16 protein-coding genes are annotated in these 16,859 nt (G+C 31.2%); 7 read left to right on the top strand and 9 right to left on the bottom strand.

The features are described from left to right. Positions 1–2: 2 nt before the first annotated feature. The gene (locus tag NAB20_RS07460) at positions 3–533 is read right to left on the bottom strand and encodes a hypothetical protein (protein ID WP_127823710.1); all 531 of its coding nucleotides are present in this window, start codon (positions 531–533) and stop codon (positions 3–5) included. A 21-nt stretch (positions 534–554) separates the two neighbouring features. After that, the gene (locus NAB20_RS07455) at positions 555–1,349 is read right to left on the bottom strand and encodes a hypothetical protein (RefSeq protein ID WP_105195489.1); all 795 of its coding nucleotides are present in this window, start codon (positions 1,347–1,349) and stop codon (positions 555–557) included. Positions 1,350–1,919: 570 nt separating this feature from the next. On the opposite strand from NAB20_RS07455, the gene NAB20_RS07450 reads away from it, so the two are divergent. Then, complete coding sequence (locus NAB20_RS07450; RefSeq protein ID WP_105195488.1) at positions 1,920–3,377, top strand: M28 family metallopeptidase; 1,458 nt, start codon at positions 1,920–1,922, stop codon at positions 3,375–3,377. A 72-nt stretch (positions 3,378–3,449) separates the two neighbouring features. Here NAB20_RS07450 and NAB20_RS07445 read toward each other — a convergent pair whose 3' ends face one another. The 5 genes from NAB20_RS07445 to hpt all read right to left on the bottom strand — a co-directional run bounded on the left by NAB20_RS07445 (position 3,450) and on the right by hpt (position 8,380). Then, positions 3,450–4,727 (bottom strand): zinc-dependent metalloprotease, encoded by a 1,278-nt coding sequence (locus NAB20_RS07445; protein WP_375604883.1) that lies wholly within the window; start codon positions 4,725–4,727, stop codon positions 3,450–3,452. 31 nt (positions 4,728–4,758) lie between these two features. Then, positions 4,759–5,766, bottom strand: a complete 1,008-nt coding sequence (gene obgE / locus NAB20_RS07440; RefSeq protein ID WP_088393130.1) for a GTPase ObgE — start codon at positions 5,764–5,766, stop codon at positions 4,759–4,761. A 74-nt stretch (positions 5,767–5,840) separates the two neighbouring features. After that, on the bottom strand, positions 5,841–7,073 hold the full coding sequence (locus NAB20_RS07435; protein ID WP_240668988.1) for a hemolysin family protein: 1,233 nt from the start codon (positions 7,071–7,073) through the stop codon (positions 5,841–5,843). Between the two features lie 162 nt (positions 7,074–7,235). Further along, positions 7,236–7,808, bottom strand: coding sequence for an adenylate kinase (locus NAB20_RS07430; protein ID WP_105195485.1), 573 nt, complete (start codon positions 7,806–7,808; stop codon positions 7,236–7,238). A 38-nt stretch (positions 7,809–7,846) separates the two neighbouring features. Continuing rightward, positions 7,847–8,380, bottom strand: a complete 534-nt coding sequence (hpt, locus tag NAB20_RS07425; protein ID WP_088393136.1) for a hypoxanthine phosphoribosyltransferase — start codon at positions 8,378–8,380, stop codon at positions 7,847–7,849. Between the two features lie 921 nt (positions 8,381–9,301). On the opposite strand from hpt, the gene NAB20_RS07420 reads away from it, so the two are divergent. From NAB20_RS07420 to NAB20_RS07395, 6 genes are all read left to right on the top strand, one after another. Next, positions 9,302–10,462, top strand: coding sequence for a 5-(carboxyamino)imidazole ribonucleotide synthase (locus NAB20_RS07420; protein ID WP_375604882.1), 1,161 nt, complete (start codon positions 9,302–9,304; stop codon positions 10,460–10,462). Positions 10,463–10,590: 128 nt separating this feature from the next. Next, positions 10,591–11,901, top strand: coding sequence for an AAA family ATPase (locus tag NAB20_RS07415; RefSeq protein WP_375604881.1), 1,311 nt, complete (start codon positions 10,591–10,593; stop codon positions 11,899–11,901). After that, on the top strand, positions 11,901–12,488 hold the full coding sequence (locus NAB20_RS07410) for a hypothetical protein (RefSeq protein ID WP_375604880.1): 588 nt from the start codon (positions 11,901–11,903) through the stop codon (positions 12,486–12,488). The genes NAB20_RS07415 and NAB20_RS07410 overlap by 1 nt, the downstream gene beginning before the upstream one ends. 67 nt (positions 12,489–12,555) lie before the next feature. Then, a complete protein-coding gene (gene purE / locus NAB20_RS07405; RefSeq protein WP_105195498.1) occupies positions 12,556–13,038 on the top strand; it encodes a 5-(carboxyamino)imidazole ribonucleotide mutase in 483 nt (160 codons plus the stop codon). Positions 13,039–13,304: 266 nt separating this feature from the next. Then, positions 13,305–15,332 (top strand): M3 family metallopeptidase, encoded by a 2,028-nt coding sequence (locus NAB20_RS07400; RefSeq protein WP_375604879.1) that lies wholly within the window; start codon positions 13,305–13,307, stop codon positions 15,330–15,332. Positions 15,333–15,350: 18 nt separating this feature from the next. Next, complete coding sequence (locus NAB20_RS07395; protein WP_105195481.1) at positions 15,351–16,010, top strand: vancomycin high temperature exclusion protein; 660 nt, start codon at positions 15,351–15,353, stop codon at positions 16,008–16,010. A gap of 171 nt (positions 16,011–16,181) precedes the next feature. On the opposite strand, the gene NAB20_RS07390 is transcribed toward NAB20_RS07395, so the two are convergent. Together NAB20_RS07390 and NAB20_RS07385 are read right to left on the bottom strand one after the other, a co-directional pair. Further along, complete coding sequence (locus NAB20_RS07390) at positions 16,182–16,556, bottom strand: type II toxin-antitoxin system HicB family antitoxin (RefSeq protein WP_105195480.1); 375 nt, start codon at positions 16,554–16,556, stop codon at positions 16,182–16,184. A 95-nt stretch (positions 16,557–16,651) separates the two neighbouring features. Next, on the bottom strand, positions 16,652–16,801 hold the full coding sequence (locus tag NAB20_RS07385) for a hypothetical protein (protein ID WP_258129754.1): 150 nt from the start codon (positions 16,799–16,801) through the stop codon (positions 16,652–16,654). Between the last annotated feature and the right edge of the window lie 58 nt (positions 16,802–16,859).

The following is a 16,859-nucleotide window of genomic DNA, read 5'->3' as shown; positions in this document are numbered from 1 at the left end:
ATTTAATTACATGTTTTAATCCCTGAACCAATAACTACTCCTTGAAATTCCATTTCACCACAACTTGTAAAGTTGCCGAATGCTTGAGTTACTTCAAATTTAAAAATGGCGGGGTTATTAATAGGTTGTGATAAATTAATAACTTTATCCATATTATCTGCAATCCAAGTAAATTCTCCGTTATTTCCGCCTGGTAAAGGGATAAAAACGGTGGGAGCATTGGCAAGACTATAGGATATATTAACTTTGGTAAAAATTCCATTTAATCCTAAACGCCTAGGTCTATAAATTACTTTACTAACACTAGAGCATGTGTTACTCAAATAAAATTGTAGAGTATTAGGCACTCCACTAACGGACCATTTAGAATGATACGCGGAGTTTATATCATCATCATAAGCATAATCTAAATTATTGGAGGATTGAACAGACTCTCCTTCAACAGTAGCAGTTGCATAAACTACTGGAACTTTAGATTGAGCTTGTAAACAAATCCCTGTAAGGGATATCAATAAATAAAAAAATAATCGCATACAAATTAGGTTAAATTTAGGTTAATTGGGATAGTTTAGAAGACAAGTGGTTATTACATTACGCGCTTTTAAATCTTCTATTAATGCTTTATCAATTTCTAAATACAAGTTATTTTCTGGAGTATTTACGGGAGCATTTTTTACAGGGAAACCTTGTAGAAACATATAATAAGCTAGTTGAACTATAGTCGTCGAATATTCTATATGAGGATTTATAGAGGCGTAACTACATTTATCTTTTATATACATTTTAACTTCGGGTCTTAGCTTAGTACAGATATCCGTTAAACTCACAATTTTTTGCATCTGCTCTGTTCGTTTTGCATTTTCGCCTGGATCCATCCATTTAGCTTGCCTCAAATTTTCATTTGATCTTACGCCATCAGCAACATATTGTGGAACAACAGGATTTTCTTTTATTAGCGATTTATAATTAACAAAATCTTGAAGTAAGTTTTGGTTTACTGAAACATGAATTAATTCATGCAAAAGAGTACCTGCGCTGTTTTTAGAATAACCAATAGTATAACTTTTAGGTAATCCAATTTCAGTATCATACTTACAAATTGTTGATCCTCCTTGTCTTGTATCTTCTCTATTTAAGGTTGTAACTAATTCAATATTTAGTAAAGCATCTTTAATAGCGATAGCTAAATACGGATTTGAAACCGCAGAAATATGGTTCTTTAAAATACGTATATCACGTTGAACCTCTGGATCAACTATCTCTTTTTTACAATCATTTTTGAATGCAAAAAGGGAAAAAACAGTCCCTAGAAACAAGGGTAGTGTAGATTTAGGTAAAATTTGATTCATTTTATATTTTTTTTAACATAACAACATAAAGTTATAATTAAATAAAAAAACAAATTAATAAAAGTTATAGATTTTTTTTATACAGAAAATATAAAAACCAACAAAAAAAATTATTAATCATAAAAAAATACAAATAGTTTTATTTAAAAGTAAATTCACCTAAAAAATCAACATACGTACTCCTTTTTTAAGCAATTCATAAAATACTAAACCAATCTGTTTTATTATTTTAAAATCATTTGTTTCCAACATATTAAACGGAAGTGATTTAACCCTGATTATCCCTATAAGTTTTTTAATGAAGTAAGAAGATTTCAAATTTTTAGCATAACTTAATTAAGGAGAAAAAATGACGTTTTTAAAATTCAAAATTCTTTTCTTTTATAATAAATTTCAAGCGCATAATCTGGATTTAAAACAAAGTCGTGATAATTATTTGTTATGTACCTGCTGTAAAAAATTCTTTTACAAAATCTTCCCTAATTATATAAAGTTATTTTTTAATTTCGATATTCAAAAACTTAAACATAATTATATCAAATTCGTATTATAATTTAATTACAAACAGAAATGAAAAAAATTTTATGGTTTTATTTAGCTACTCTAACTGCACAAGCTCAAAACTATTCACCTCCTTTGATTGAAGCAATTAAAGAAAAGGATCTCCGTACTGATATGTATCAATTAGCTGGTGATCTATTTTTAGGTAGAGAAGCAGGTACTTTAGATGAACTAAAAGTATCTACTTGGTTTACTAATAAAATGAAAGAAACAGGTATGCAACCTGCTGGAGAGTTTGGTACTTATTATCAGTTTTTCGATATGTATCGTCATCAAATAAGTCCTAATAGTTACATAAAAATAGGAGAGAAAAATCTTAAACTTTGGAAAGATATATTGGTAGCCGATGTAGTTAATGCTGATTTAAAAACAACAATCTTATATGTTGGCAAAACGGAACCAAACGAATTAGCTACAAAAAACATTCAAGACAAGATAGTTGCAATTGAAGTCTCAGACACTAATATTGAAAAAGAAATGACCTTATTTGAACGTCGCTATCCTGGTTTCATCAAAATTAAATATTACAATGAAGTAAAAAAATTAGGTGGCAAAGGTATCATTTTTATAACAGATGATATTTCAGAAAAAAGTTGGTCCGAAGTACTTCCACAAATGACACGAGGAGTCTACGGAATAGAAGGTTTACGTGATAAAATTGAAAACACCTTACCTTTGTTTTGGATTAAAAAATCCAACAAAGAATGGTTAACTCAAAATCCATCCATTCAAATTCGTTTAGAAACAAACACTTATCGCTATCCATCTGTTAACCTAATAGGAAAAATAGAAGGAACAGATCCTAAACTAAAAAACGAATATGTCTTAATTAGCGGACATCAGGATCACGATGGTATTCGACATGTCGTAATGAATGATAGCATTTATAATGGAGCTGACGATAATGCGAGCACTTGTGTTGCCATGCTTGCAATAGCCAGAGCATATAAAAAACAACCTTCTAAACGCAGTCTTTTATTTGTTTTTCATGGGGCAGAAGAACGCGGTTTACTAGGTTCTCGTTATCATACACAACACCTAATGATTCCTAAAGATCAAATAGTAGCGGTACTGAATGGCGACATGATCGGGCGTAATAATTTAGACGAAGCCGCTTTACTGGGTGCTGAAAGTCCTCACAAGAACTCTGATGATTTAGTTAAAATGGCTATTGATGCCAATAATGAAAGTACCCAATTTAAATTTTTAAAAGATTGGGATTTACCTGAACATCCCGAATTTTTTTATTTTAGAAGTGATCACGCTCCTTACGCTAGAATTGGGATTCCTGCTGTCTTTTTTACTTCTGTTTTACATCATCAATATCACACGCCTCAAGATGAATCAGAAAACATCAATTTTAAAAAATTACATAAAATGACGGAATGGATGTACAGAACTTCATGGAAAGTAGCTAATGAACCGAAGAAACCTCAAATATTAGAAAACTTTAAACTTGAAAGATAAATGGGTTAAATAGAAAAGAGGTAATTAATTCTAATACATTAATTACCTCTTTTTCTAATATTTAGATATTTTTTATAATTTACTCACTTTCTTAACTATTTCTTCGTTGCCAAATTTTAAGTTTAAGAAATAAACACCTGTTTCTAAAAATGATAAATCATACTTTTCTTCTGTTTTTACTTGAGTATCATTCTCTTCATAAACAATTCTTCCTATACGATCTATAACTTGAATTGTACATGAAGCAGGAACCTTTTCAAATGTAATATTTAATACATCACCAAATGGAACTGGATAAATATTAAATTCTTTCTTTTGTACAGGAATAGTTACCACTACAGGAGCCTTATCAAATACATCTTTAACAAATTGAGATGATATTACATTATAATAAGCCTTCATTGCGGCCGTTTGCCCTTGTGTAAACATATACATACAAGCATCATCCACATAATCCATATAATTCATAGTCAAAGCTTTTTCGTTTGCTACACAACCAGAAACGGAACCAGGTACAGGACAACCTACAGAAAACTTACCCACTTTTGGTGTATCAGCTATCCCATCATCAGCAGTTCCACAACCTCCATTATTACCAAAAGTATGTTCTAAGTTAAAAAAATGACCTAATTCATGTGTCAATGTTCTACCTAAATGATTATTTTCCAAAGGTTGATATCCAGGACACCCTACACCACTACCAAAGCAAAAAGTATTTATAACTACAGTATGACCTTGTGAAGGTCTTCCTCCCAAAACAGAATAACCTAATGTTTCAAATGCTTGAGAAGGATCTTTTTTAGGAATTTGACGAACTACTAAATTCATATACCCTTTCCATGTAAGATCTGAATCCGAATTATTCAAAAAATCTGTACCAAATGTAACGGCTGGAGCTCCGTCTACTAATCCTGATTCTTTAGGATGATTTTTAGTAGCTAAAACAAATTCAACTTCCATTTTCCCACTAAAGACATCCCGATACAATCCTGCATTTTCATTCCATTTAGAAATATCTTTATTAGAAGCATTATAATCTGCATTTAACACATCCAATTGACTTTGTACCAAACTTATTATACATTTTTTTACTTCATTACTAACTGAGGTTAAAGCAGGAAAGTGAGCTGCTACAGGAATTCTTATTGGATCAGCTAATTTATTTGCTTCTTCTTTGTTTATTGTACCTTTTAAAAGTCTTGCCTTAAATTTCTCTTGTAGATCATAATGAATGGCTTTATTTTTTGGATCTTTTAAATATTCCTCCATATAGGATTGTGTACCACATTTTCTATCTTGAGCAAATCCTAAGACAGAAATTACTAAAAACAACTTAAAAATTATTTTCATCACTTAAATAATATATTAGTTTTTAAAAAATTTAATTCGCAGCGTTAAGAATACTCCATAATCTATCTTTTAACTCCATCATACCTTGTTGAGCTACAGAAGAAATAAATAAATATTCGATCCCTTTAAAATCTTTATCTAATTGTATTTTCATTTCTGATTTTAATTCATCATCCAGCATATCACATTTCGATATTACTACCAAACGATCTTTGTCTAAAAGTTCTGGATTATACCTACGTAATTCATCAATCAATATATCATATTGCGCTTTAATATCTGTTGTATCTGCTGGTATTAAAAATAACAATGTTGAATTACGTTCTATATGACGTAAGAAATAATGCCCTAATCCACGTCCTTCTGCTGCTCCTTCAATGATTCCTGGAATATCCGCTATAACAAAAGACTGAAAATCACGATATGCCACAATTCCTAAATTAGGTTTTAGTGTAGTAAAAGGGTAATCCGCAATTTTGGGTTTAGCAGAAGTTAATACAGACAATAAGGTAGATTTGCCAGCATTCGGAAAACCAACTAAGCCTACATCTGCTAATACTTTTAATTCTAAAATAATATCTATTTCGTTACCAGGCATGCCTGGTTGCGCATATCTGGGTGTTTGATTCGTTGCACTTCTAAAATGCCAGTTACCTAATCCTCCTTTACCCCCTTTTACTAAAATTTCTTTTTGTCCATCTTCTGTAATTTCAAACAATACTTCATCCGTATCTTTGTCTTTTACAACGGTTCCTAGAGGCACTTCTACAAACTTATCTTCTCCATCATGACCTGTCGAGCGTGATGAGCCTCCATCTCCTCCGTGTCCCGCTTTAATATGTCTTAAAAATTTCAAATGAAACAACGTCCATAGATTCTTATTACCGACTAGTATAACATGTCCTCCACGACCTCCATCTCCTCCATCTGGGCCTCCTTTTTCAATAAATTTTTCTCGGTGTAAATGAGAAGATCCTTTTCCTCCTTTACCCGAAGCTGCATATATTTTTACGTAATCTACGAAATTTCCTTCTGTCATTTTTTAAGGCATTAGACATCAGCTAATAGACATATTGGACAACCAACTTCCTATTAGCTAATAACTTTTAACGTTTAATTTATTTCTTTTAATGAACGAACAATTACTTTGTCTATTTTTACCCCGTCCATATCTATCACTTCTAATTCCATCCTATTCCAAATTAGTTTTTCTCCCACTTTAGGAATAGAACCTAGTTCGGTCATAATCAACCCACTTACTGTTGTTACTTCATAATCATTAATTAGATCATCCATGTCAAAATAAGTTAAAAAGTCATGCAAGGAATAATGTCCGTCTACTAACCAACTTCCATCTTCTCTAGCTATTAGTTGAAATTCCTCCTCATAAAACTCAGCTGCATCTCCTACCAATGCTTCTAAAATATCATTGAGAGTTATTATACCTTGTAATACACCATACTCATCTGTTACAAAAGCATAATGTACTTTTGTTTTTTTAAAAATTTCTAATGCTTTATATGCAGAGGTATGCTCAATAAAATAAACAGGTTCTTTTGTTATAGAACGTAATTCAAATTTTCCTCCTTTTTCAAAATTTGCAAATAAATCTTTCAAAAAGACAACACCGACTACATTATCTAAATTATCCTCACAAACAGGATATACAGAATGTAACTCTTCTAAAACTTGTGTTTTTAATTCATTTACTTGATCTTCTAGAGAGAGGTAGACTACTGATTTTCGGTGAGTCATTAAAGAGTTTACTTTCCTATCTCCAATATGAAAAACACGCTCTACTATATCTTGTTCAATTTCTTGTACTTCTCCTCCTTCTGTACCTTCCTTTATAATGGCTTTTATTTCTTCTTCTGTAACTTTTCCATCTGCTGTTGGTTTTATATTAAAAACCTTTAAAACAAACTCTGTAGAAGTAGTTAACAACCAAATAAAAGGTGCCGTAGCTATTGAAATCATTTTCATAGGAACAGCGACAGCTTTAGCGATCATTTCGGGATAATTTAAACCGATTCTTTTCGGTAATAACTCTCCTAAAACTAAGGAAAAAAATGTTAAAACTACCACAACTACACCTGTACCTAAACCTTTGGAGTAGGGAGCTGTTATTACATAGCTTGAAAAGAATGCTTGTACATCATGTGTAATTTTATCACCAGAGTAAATCCCAGTTAAAATACCAATTAAAGTAATACCAATTTGTACTGTTGATAAAAATTTATTAGGTGAATTAGCAAGATCTAACGCTGTTTTTGCACTCGTATTGCCTTTTTTGGCGGCGGTTTCTAACCTATTTTTCCTTGCTGATATGAGTGCAATTTCTGACATGGAAAAAACTCCATTTAACAGTATCAGCAAGAATATTATGACTATTTCCATTAGCTATTTTATTTTTTAAGCTACAATATTTATGCACATAAAAGCTGTTTTAAAAAAACAACATTAAGTAACAAATATAACAATTTGATTTTTTAATTTTAAAACGAAATCTTATAAACTTTCTATAACGGAACTCAATCGTTGTGCCACTTCTTCAATGGTACCAATACCATCTACTTCATAAAATTTATCTTTACCTTTATAGTACCCTATCAGAGGGGCGGTTTTTTCGTTGTATTCTTGATAACGATTTCTTATTTTTTCTTCATCTTGATCATCTGTACGACCTGAGGTTTTGCCACGTTCTAATAAACGTTGTACTAAAATTTCATCATCTGCTTCTAAAGCAACAGTAGCTGTAACAAACTGCTTTTTAGAAAGTAAAAAAGCATCTAATGCTTCCGCTTGTGCAATAGTTCTCGGAAATCCATCAAACAAAAAACCCAATGAATTAGGATTCTTTTCAACTTCAGATTCTAACATATTAATAGTAACATCATCAGGCACTAACTCTCCTTGATCCATATAAGATTTAGCTAACATTCCTAACTCCGTTTCATTTTTAATGTTAAAACGAAATATATCTCCAGTAGACAAATGTGTCAGATTGTATTTTTTTGTTAAAAATTCAGCTTGAGTTCCTTTTCCTGCTCCGGGTTTTCCGAAAAGAACGATATTAATCATTTTCTTTAAAAATTTTTTATTTTGTTAATTTTATATCTCTATTCTGCCAATTGATAAACTTCCTTTAGATTTCTACCTAATCCATCATAATCCAATCCGTATCCTACAATAAACTTATTCGGAATTCTAATCCCTATGTAATCTAGTTTTATCTCTTTTGTATAAGCTTCTGGTTTAAAAAATAAAGTAGCAATTTTAAGTCTTTTAACTCCTTGATTTTTAAAAATATTTTTTAATTCTTCTACGGTATTTCCCGTATCTACAATATCTTCTACAATAATAACGCTCCTATCTTTTAAATCTTCATTTAAACCTATTAATTGCTTAACTTCATGAGTCGTACTAGTTCCTTCATAAGAAGCCAATTTCACAAAAGACACTTCACAAGAAGAATCATAATGTTTCATCAAATCAGACAAAAACATAAATGCCCCATTAAGCACTCCTATAAAAACGGGTATCTCATCTTGAAAATCATCTTTAATTTGCTGAGCTAAACTACCTATAGCAAAATCAAGCTCTTCCATCCCTATAAAAGGTTTAAAATATTTATCGTGTAATTTAATCTCCATTTTTTGTGTTGTTTAAAAAAATAAACGGCAAAGATAGCATAAAGATTTTAGATATTAGATTTTTACCACCTAAGTTTTTATGTACTTTTTGAGAGAAAATTCTAATGTTTTTTTCTTATAAAAATTCACAATTTACATTTCAAAACAACTACCTGATTAAATCTTTTTTCTATACTTTAATTCTAAAAATGACTTAAACACTATCTTTAAATTTCAAGAAATCATCTATATATTCTCTAATTATAAATTTATTTTTTTGCCAACCCAACATAGATGCTTACATTTCTTATCTACCTAAAATCCTAAATTCCGCATTAGACCCAAAATAATTAGCCAAGTCAAATCTATTCTTTTTATTATTCTTACAATTCAAACACATACTCAAAATTTTAATCATTAGTTTCTTATTTCTTCTTATGAAATTATCTCTGAACATTTAATTTTTTATTTCACAACGAAGTCGAATACAAAATCTGAATTAAAAAACAGACAACAAACTCATTTTAGAATCAAAAAATAAATTATTATTTTTCCACATAAAAAAAACTATTTCCTTATCCACTCTTTTCCCAATCAAGAACCTTTATATTGAAACATAAGAAGAAGACATATATAAAAAACACAACACCTTAATTATCAAACATTAGCACCCATAATTAAAATCAAAAATGAACTTTAACAAAATATACGGTTTTCCCGTATGAATTTTAACAAGATTTGCCCTAATTTTGAATCAAGCAAAACAAACTAAAAAAGACTATATAACACCCTACTTATTTCAAAGCGTACTTTTAACCCAAAGTCGTCTTTCATTAAAATACCCTTCCCAAACGGGGTATTTTTTTTTGTGTTAATAGTATCCCTTCATTCGTTTTTTTGAAAAAATAGTATCTTTGCGCCACACACAACACAACAACTACAATGAATTATTATTTTTCTTCCGATTTTAAATTGGGAATATTAGGAGGTGGTCAATTAGGAAAAATGCTATTGTATGACACACGTAAATTTGACATTCAAACACTTGTATTAGACCCCGATGAAGAAGCCCCTTCTCGTTTTGGCTGTAATACTTTTCAAAAAGGAAGTCTTTTAGACTTTGACACCGTTTATCAATTTGGGAAAAAAGTTAACTTATTAACTCTTGAAATAGAACATGTAAACCTAGAAGCTTTAGAAAAACTAGAAGAAGAAGGCTTAGCTATTTATCCATCACCCAAAACCTTACGTTTGATTCAAAACAAAGGACGTCAAAAGGATTTTTATATTGAAAATAACATCCCGACATCGAAACATCAACGTTTTGTAGACTTGAATGACTTAAAAAACACGTTGGATAAAAATTTACTAAATTTTCCTTTTGTATGGAAAGCGGCGCAAGGAGGTTATGATGGTAATGGCGTAAAAATTGTACGCTCTACCATGGATTTACTTGAGCTTCCTGAAGTAGAATGCTTAGCAGAAGATTTAGTTCCTTTCAAAAACGAATTAGCCGTTATTGTTGCTAGAAGTCCAAAAGGCGAAATTAAAACCTATCCAGTTGTAGAAATGGAGTTTCACCCCGAAGCTAACCAGGTAGAGTACACTCTTTGTCCTGCTCGAATTGCTCCTGAGGTAGCATGGAAAGCACGTGAGGTTGCCTTAAAAGTTTCAGAAGCCATGAACCATGTCGGATTACTAGCCGTAGAAATGTTCCAGACAGAGAAGGATGAAATTATTGTAAACGAGGTAGCACCACGTCCACACAACTCAGGACATTACAGTATTGAGGCCAGTTATACATCGCAATTTGAACAACATTTACGCGCCATTCTTGATTTGCCTTTAGGCAATACCGATAGTAAAGTTGCAGGCATCATGGTAAACTTAGTAGGCGAAGAAGGTTACTCTGGGCAAGTAGTTTATGAAAACATTGACAAAATCATGGCAATTGATGGAGTTACACCTCATATTTACGGTAAAAGAGAAACAAGACCTTTCCGTAAAATGGGACACGTAACGATAGTAAATGAAGATATGAGCAAAGCCAGACGAATTGCGGAAGAAGTGAAAAATAATATTAGAGTGATTAGTGGTCAGTGATCAATATTTAGTATTTCAGTCATTCTAAAAGTTAAAAAATGAAGCTAATTTTTCAATATTTTTCAAAATAAGATGAAACTAGATGGTTTGTACCAATTTTATTTATTTTTGTAAAAAGACACACATCGATGAAGATTTCGAAATTATATATAGACGAGTATAAACATTTAAAAGACTTAAATTTTGACTTTACCTACCCTATGGATTTTCACGATGAAACAATGCGTGGAAAACCTTTGAACAAAATATGTTTTATTGGGCAAAGTGCAACAGGGAAGACTAGTTTGTTAGAATTAATATTTGAAAATTTAAAACATCTATTAGAATTAGAGACAATAGATAATAAATATTTATTTAATCTTTTCGGCGATTCGAATTTATTAAAAGGAGAACTAATTTTAAAATTGAAAAATGAGGAACTCCATTACAAAAACGAATCTATTACTTTTAATGAGAATGAATTTACTTTTAGTAAAGGGAATGGGCAATTAGGGAAGCTAATACCTTTGGATCTTACAAATAGTTTGTATTATTTAAAATCAAGTCTTATTTCTGATAAAAATATTGAGCTATTTTCAAAAAATCCTATTGATTTAATTGAAAAAAATACTGTTCAAATTGAGAATATTAAAATTTCTAAAAGGAATAATAAGTTAAAACCACAAATTTTATCTTTTAACGACAAAGTTGATGAAAGTACTTGGTTATTTCTTATTTGTGAAATTCTTGATTATCGAAAGAATTTTACTCAAAAAATGTCAGAGTTAATTCATAAAGGGTTACTGGCAAATACTGAAAAACTTAGTTATGAATTTAAAAAATGGCAAAAAGACAATCCAAATACTTTGGAATTATTTGCAGAAAATTTTAATCCAATTTTAGAAAAATTAAATCTTGAAGTTGATATAATAGACACAGAATATTCAATTCCTATTAGGAATAAAACAACTGATGAAATCATACCTATACAAAATACGAGTACAGGAACTAAAGGTTTACTTTTGTCATTTCTTCCACTTTACAAATTAGACACCAAAGAATCAATCATCTTAATAGACGAACCAGAACGTTCTTTATATCCAGATATGCAAATGGATTTGATGGACTATTATCAAAATCTTGCACCAAAAGCACAGTTTATAATAGCAACCCACTCTCCATTTATTGCAGCCTCTTTTGAACCTTGTGAACGATTTATTTTATATTTCGATGCAGAAGGAAAAGTGGCTGTAAGACAAGGAACGTCTCCTATAGGTGATGACCCGAATGATATTTTAAAAAATGATTTTGAATTAGAATTTTTAATGAACGAAAAAGGCAGAAAAGCTTTTGAGAGATTTAGAGAATTAAAGAGGAAAATTGCTACGGTAGACGATGAAGAGGAAAAAGATAAATTATTAGACGAAATTTTAACTCTTGCTAAAACTTATAAATTTTAATGAGAAAGCAAGTTAAATTTACAGATTCTTTAGCTAAAAATTTGAGTTATATAAAAGATGGAGATAATTCAAAACTTTGCCAAATTCTATTCAATGAACAAAAAGGATTTTGTGCTTATACGGAAACTTATTTAGGCAGAACTGACCAAAAAGATATTGACCATTTTAATTCGTCTAAAAGTTTTACGGACAGAAATAAGTACCAAAATATTTTTCTTTGCAAAGCTCAATGGAATAGAGAAAAATCAAACAAATGGGGCAAATATCAACCTATTTTATCTCCACTTGATGTAAATTTTGAAGAAAGAATTTCTTACAATCAAGATTTAAAACTTTTTGAAGCAACAGATGAGGAGGATAGAGAAGCTGTAAATTTAGTAGAACTTTTAAAACTAGACGATTATGACTTATCTGTTGAGAGAAAAAAATATATCGAATTATGTATTGAATTAATGCAATATTATGAAAACCCTACTATTTATTTCCAAAAAATAATTCAAAAAAACATAAACAATCTTCAATTTATACGAAGTTTAGAGATTGAATTCAACATAGACATTTGGAATATGATTCCACAACCAGAATAAATTAAGAACACATAAACCCTACCCCCCTAAGTAGGATTTCCATCGTAATGGAATTAGGGCACATCGTATGAAAGTAGCCATCGTAATGGGAAGCATATCGGATATGCCAGTTATGCAAGATGCCATAGATATTTTAAAAGAATTTGGAATTGAAACCGAAGTAGATATTGTTTCAGCGCACAGAACGCCTGAGAAATTATTTGATTTCAGCAACAATGCACACAAACGAGGCATTGCTGTTATCATTGCTGGAGCTGGTGGTGCGGCACACCTTCCGGGTATGGTAGCCAGTATGAGTCCACTGCCTGTTATAGGGGTACCTGTAAAATCTAGCAACTCAATTGATGGTTGGGATTCCGTATTATCTATTTTGCAAATGCCAGGTGGGGTACCTGTAGCAACAGTAGCATTAAATGGCGCTAAAAATGCGGGTTTATTAGCCACACAAATACTAGGAGCACAAAATCCAACCTTTTTAGAAAAGATGATTGTATATAAAGAAGGATTAAAACAAGCCGTACTTACCGCTGCTAGTACACTTAAAAAATAAACGGAACTACCCGAAAACAACAACTCACAGGAAGTCTATCACTTCAATCAAAGGGAAAATCGCATTAGTATCGCTCTGTGATTTTCCCTTTTGATCCATAAACGGATAGTCTCTCTTATGATTCCTCAAACAAAAAACAAAAAACATAAATTAACATAAATCAGACAATCTTGCTATAAGCAGTCATAAATAGATACCCCTTCTAGTATTTATTATTTAGCTTTTAACAACTATATTTATAGCTTCAAAAATCATACGAAAAAAATATGAAAAATTTAGTACGTAAATTTCAAACAAAACACGATACAGCGCCTTTCCAATCTATAAAAATGGAAGATTATAAACCTGCAATTATAGAAGCTATTGAACTGGCAAAAAAAGAAATTAACGCTATCATTACAAATCCTGAAACGCCAACTTTTCAAAACACTATTGAAGCCTTAGCGTTTTCTGGTCAAACTTTGGATCGAATTACGAGTATCTTTTTTAACCTAAATGCTGCCGAGACTTCTGATCAAATGCAACAAATTGCACAAGAAGTTTCTCCGCTTTTAACAGAATTTAGTAACGACATAACCTTGAATACTGATTTATTTAATCGCATAAAAAACGTTTATGAACAAAAAGAAACGTTGCTATTAACTCCCGAACAAACTACTCTATTAGATAAAAAATACAAAAGTTTTACCCGTAATGGTGCTTTACTCCCAGAGGATAAAAAAAATCATTTACGTGCCATTGATACAGAACTTTCTAAACTAAGCTTAACTTTTGGCGAAAACGTTTTAGCAGAAACAAATAATTATGAGCTCCTAATTACAAAAGAAGAAGATTTAAAAGGCTTACCGCAAGATACTATTGATACCGCTTTAGCATTAGCTAAAAACAAAAACAAAGAAGGCTGGCTATTTACCTTAAATATGCCTAGCTACTTACCTTTTGTAACCTATGCAGAAAATAGAACGCTACGAAAAGAATTGAGTATTGCGTATGGTAAAAAAGCCTTTCAAGACAATGCGCATAACAACGAACAAATTGTGGTAAAAATCGTTACTTTACGTCATGAACGAGCTAATTTACTCGGTTATGAAACACATGCGCACTTTGTTTTAGAAGAACGTATGGCGCAAAGCCCTGAAAAAGTAACCGCCTTTTTAAACGATTTATTACAAAAAGCAAAACCCGCTTCGCAACGTGAGTTTAACCAACTTGAAAACTACGCCAAACAGTTAGACAAGATAGAGCAATTGGAAAAATGGGATGGGGCTTACTATTCTGAAAAATTAAAACAAGAACTATTTAACTTAGACGATGAAAAATTAAAACCTTATTTTCAATTAGAAAATGTTGAAAAAGGAGCCTTTGAAATTGCGAATCGCTTATTTGGATTACAATTCACAGAAGTTTTTGACATCGACAAATACCATGAAGAAGTCCACACTTTTGAAGTTACAAATGAAAAAGGAGACTTAGTAGCCATCTTCTATTCTGACTATTTTCCAAGAGAAGGAAAACGTAATGGCGCATGGATGACCTCCTTTAAACCACAATATCTTAAAGACGGAATAAATGAACGACCACATGTTTCTATTGTCTGCAATTTTACAAAACCTACACCCACTAAACCTTCTTTATTAACTTTTCAAGAAGTAACGACCTTATTTCACGAATTTGGTCATGCGTTGCATGGCATGTTAGCCAATACTACCTATCCTAGTTTATCGGGTACTTCCGTATTTTGGGATTTTGTAGAATTACCTAGTCAAGTAATGGAAAATTGGTGTTATGAACCCGAAGCCTTGGCATTATTTGCTAAACACTACAAAACGGGAGAAGTAATTCCACAAGAATATGTAAATAAAATTAAGGAGAGCGCCAGCTTTTTAGAAGGTATGGCAACGTTGCGTCAGTTAAGCTTTGGTTTATTAGATATGGATTTTCATGGGCAAAACCCATCTAAAATCACTTCGGTAAAAGCGTTTGAAAAACAATCTATGGCAAACACAATGCTTTATCCTGATGTAACAGAAAACTGTATGAGCGTTGCTTTCTCTCATATTTTCCAAGGGGGCTATTCTTCAGGGTACTACAGTTACAAATGGGCAGAAGTTTTGGATGCCGATGCCTTTGAATATTTTAAAGAAAATGGGATTTTCAATAAAGAAATTGCTACTAAATTTAAAGATTATGTGTTGTCACAAGGTGGTACAGAACACCCAATGACGTTGTATAAAAAATTTAGAGGTCAAGAGCCCAAACCAGAAGCTTTGTTGAAACGTGCAGGTTTATTATAATTTATACCATTAATTATTTTGAAAAAATATTTTAAAATCACCTTATACGGTTCAGCTCTTTTTATAGTTACTATTTTTGCAGTAAATTATTATATAAAATCGACTACCGAAGATTTGATTTACACTTCCGACACCAAAATCCCCACCACCAAAGTGGGGATAATTTTCGGAGCTGGAATTAATGGTAACCAACCCAGTAAATATCTAAAAGACCGATTAGATGCGGGGATCCAACTATACAACAAACATAAAATTGAAAAGATACTTCTTTCGGGTGATAATGGCAGAGACGAGTACGACGAATTGACCGTAATGAAAAACTATTGCTATCAAAACGGTGTAGATACGACAAAAATCTATATTGATTATGCAGGTTTTGACACCTACTCAACATTGTATCGCGCCAAAAGTATTTTTAAAATAAAGAATGCCATTTTAATATCCCAAAAATACCATTTGAATCGTGCTATTTATATTGGAAGTCAAAAGGGACTTGATGTGATTGGCTATTCAGCAAACAAAGGAGCCTATAAAGGCTATAAATATGTTTGTTTTAGAGAGTATTTTTCTAGATTCAAATCGGTAATGGATGTATTTAGAAATCGAAAACCTCGCTTTTTAGGTACTGTAATTCCTATAGAAGGGGTTTCCAATTTTAGCAAAGAGGATAAAAGGTGATAGTTTTAGAATTGCTATTAATTTAAATTAGCTATATTCAACAAAAAAATCTGTGCATTTGTGGTAAAATCTTTTCAGTTTTTTTGCCACAGATGCACAGATATTAAATTGATTAGTTCAACATTATAGAATCAAAAGAATTTGGTATATTTTGAATGATATTTTAATTATTTATTCAAGCAATGTCAACGTATCGTCATCTAAAATTTCTTCGTGCTTTACGATATAAGACAACGCAATCTTTACCACATCATTTAAGTTAAGCCCTTTTTTAGATGCTAATAGAGCCGTTTTCTTATGCAATCCATTAGAAACTCTCACATTAAATGTTCCTTTATAAGTTTTCTCGGGTTCTTTATTTAAATCTTTACACGTTTCTAAATAATCCGTAATCGATTCTTTAAAAGAAACTTCTAATTCATCCACTGAACTGCCTTCAAAAGTTACTAAATCATTAATTCCATGAATTTTCCCAAAAAATATTTTATCATCTGCTGAAAACTCAACAGTTCCAAGATAGCCTTTATACTCTAAATAATTTTTCATTTTTATAAATTTAAGAAATCAATTATGATGTCTAATTGATAGGCTTTCAAAATTCGTTGCGGATGGGGTTCATGTAAACTTATAATTTGCTTATTTTAATTAACAAACTTCCTTCTTGCTCCACCTGTTTTACCTTTCGATAGCTCTTCATATTCATAATATTTCAAAACCTTTAACATTTCTTCCCATGTGAAATCTTTTGGCTTTGATTTTAATCGTTCTATTAGTTTTTCAATTTTACTCATACAAATTTATTAAATAAAATTAAAGTGTAACTATTTTTTAGTTGCAAATATTTTCCAA

Origin of the sequence: Flavobacterium davisii, assembly GCF_042182265.1 — a bacterium.
In the GTDB taxonomy this organism is placed as follows: Bacteria; Bacteroidota; Bacteroidia; order Flavobacteriales; family Flavobacteriaceae; genus Flavobacterium; species Flavobacterium davisii.
Note: the sequence above shows the minus strand (reverse complement) of the source record. Positions and strands in the feature narration are given on the sequence as shown.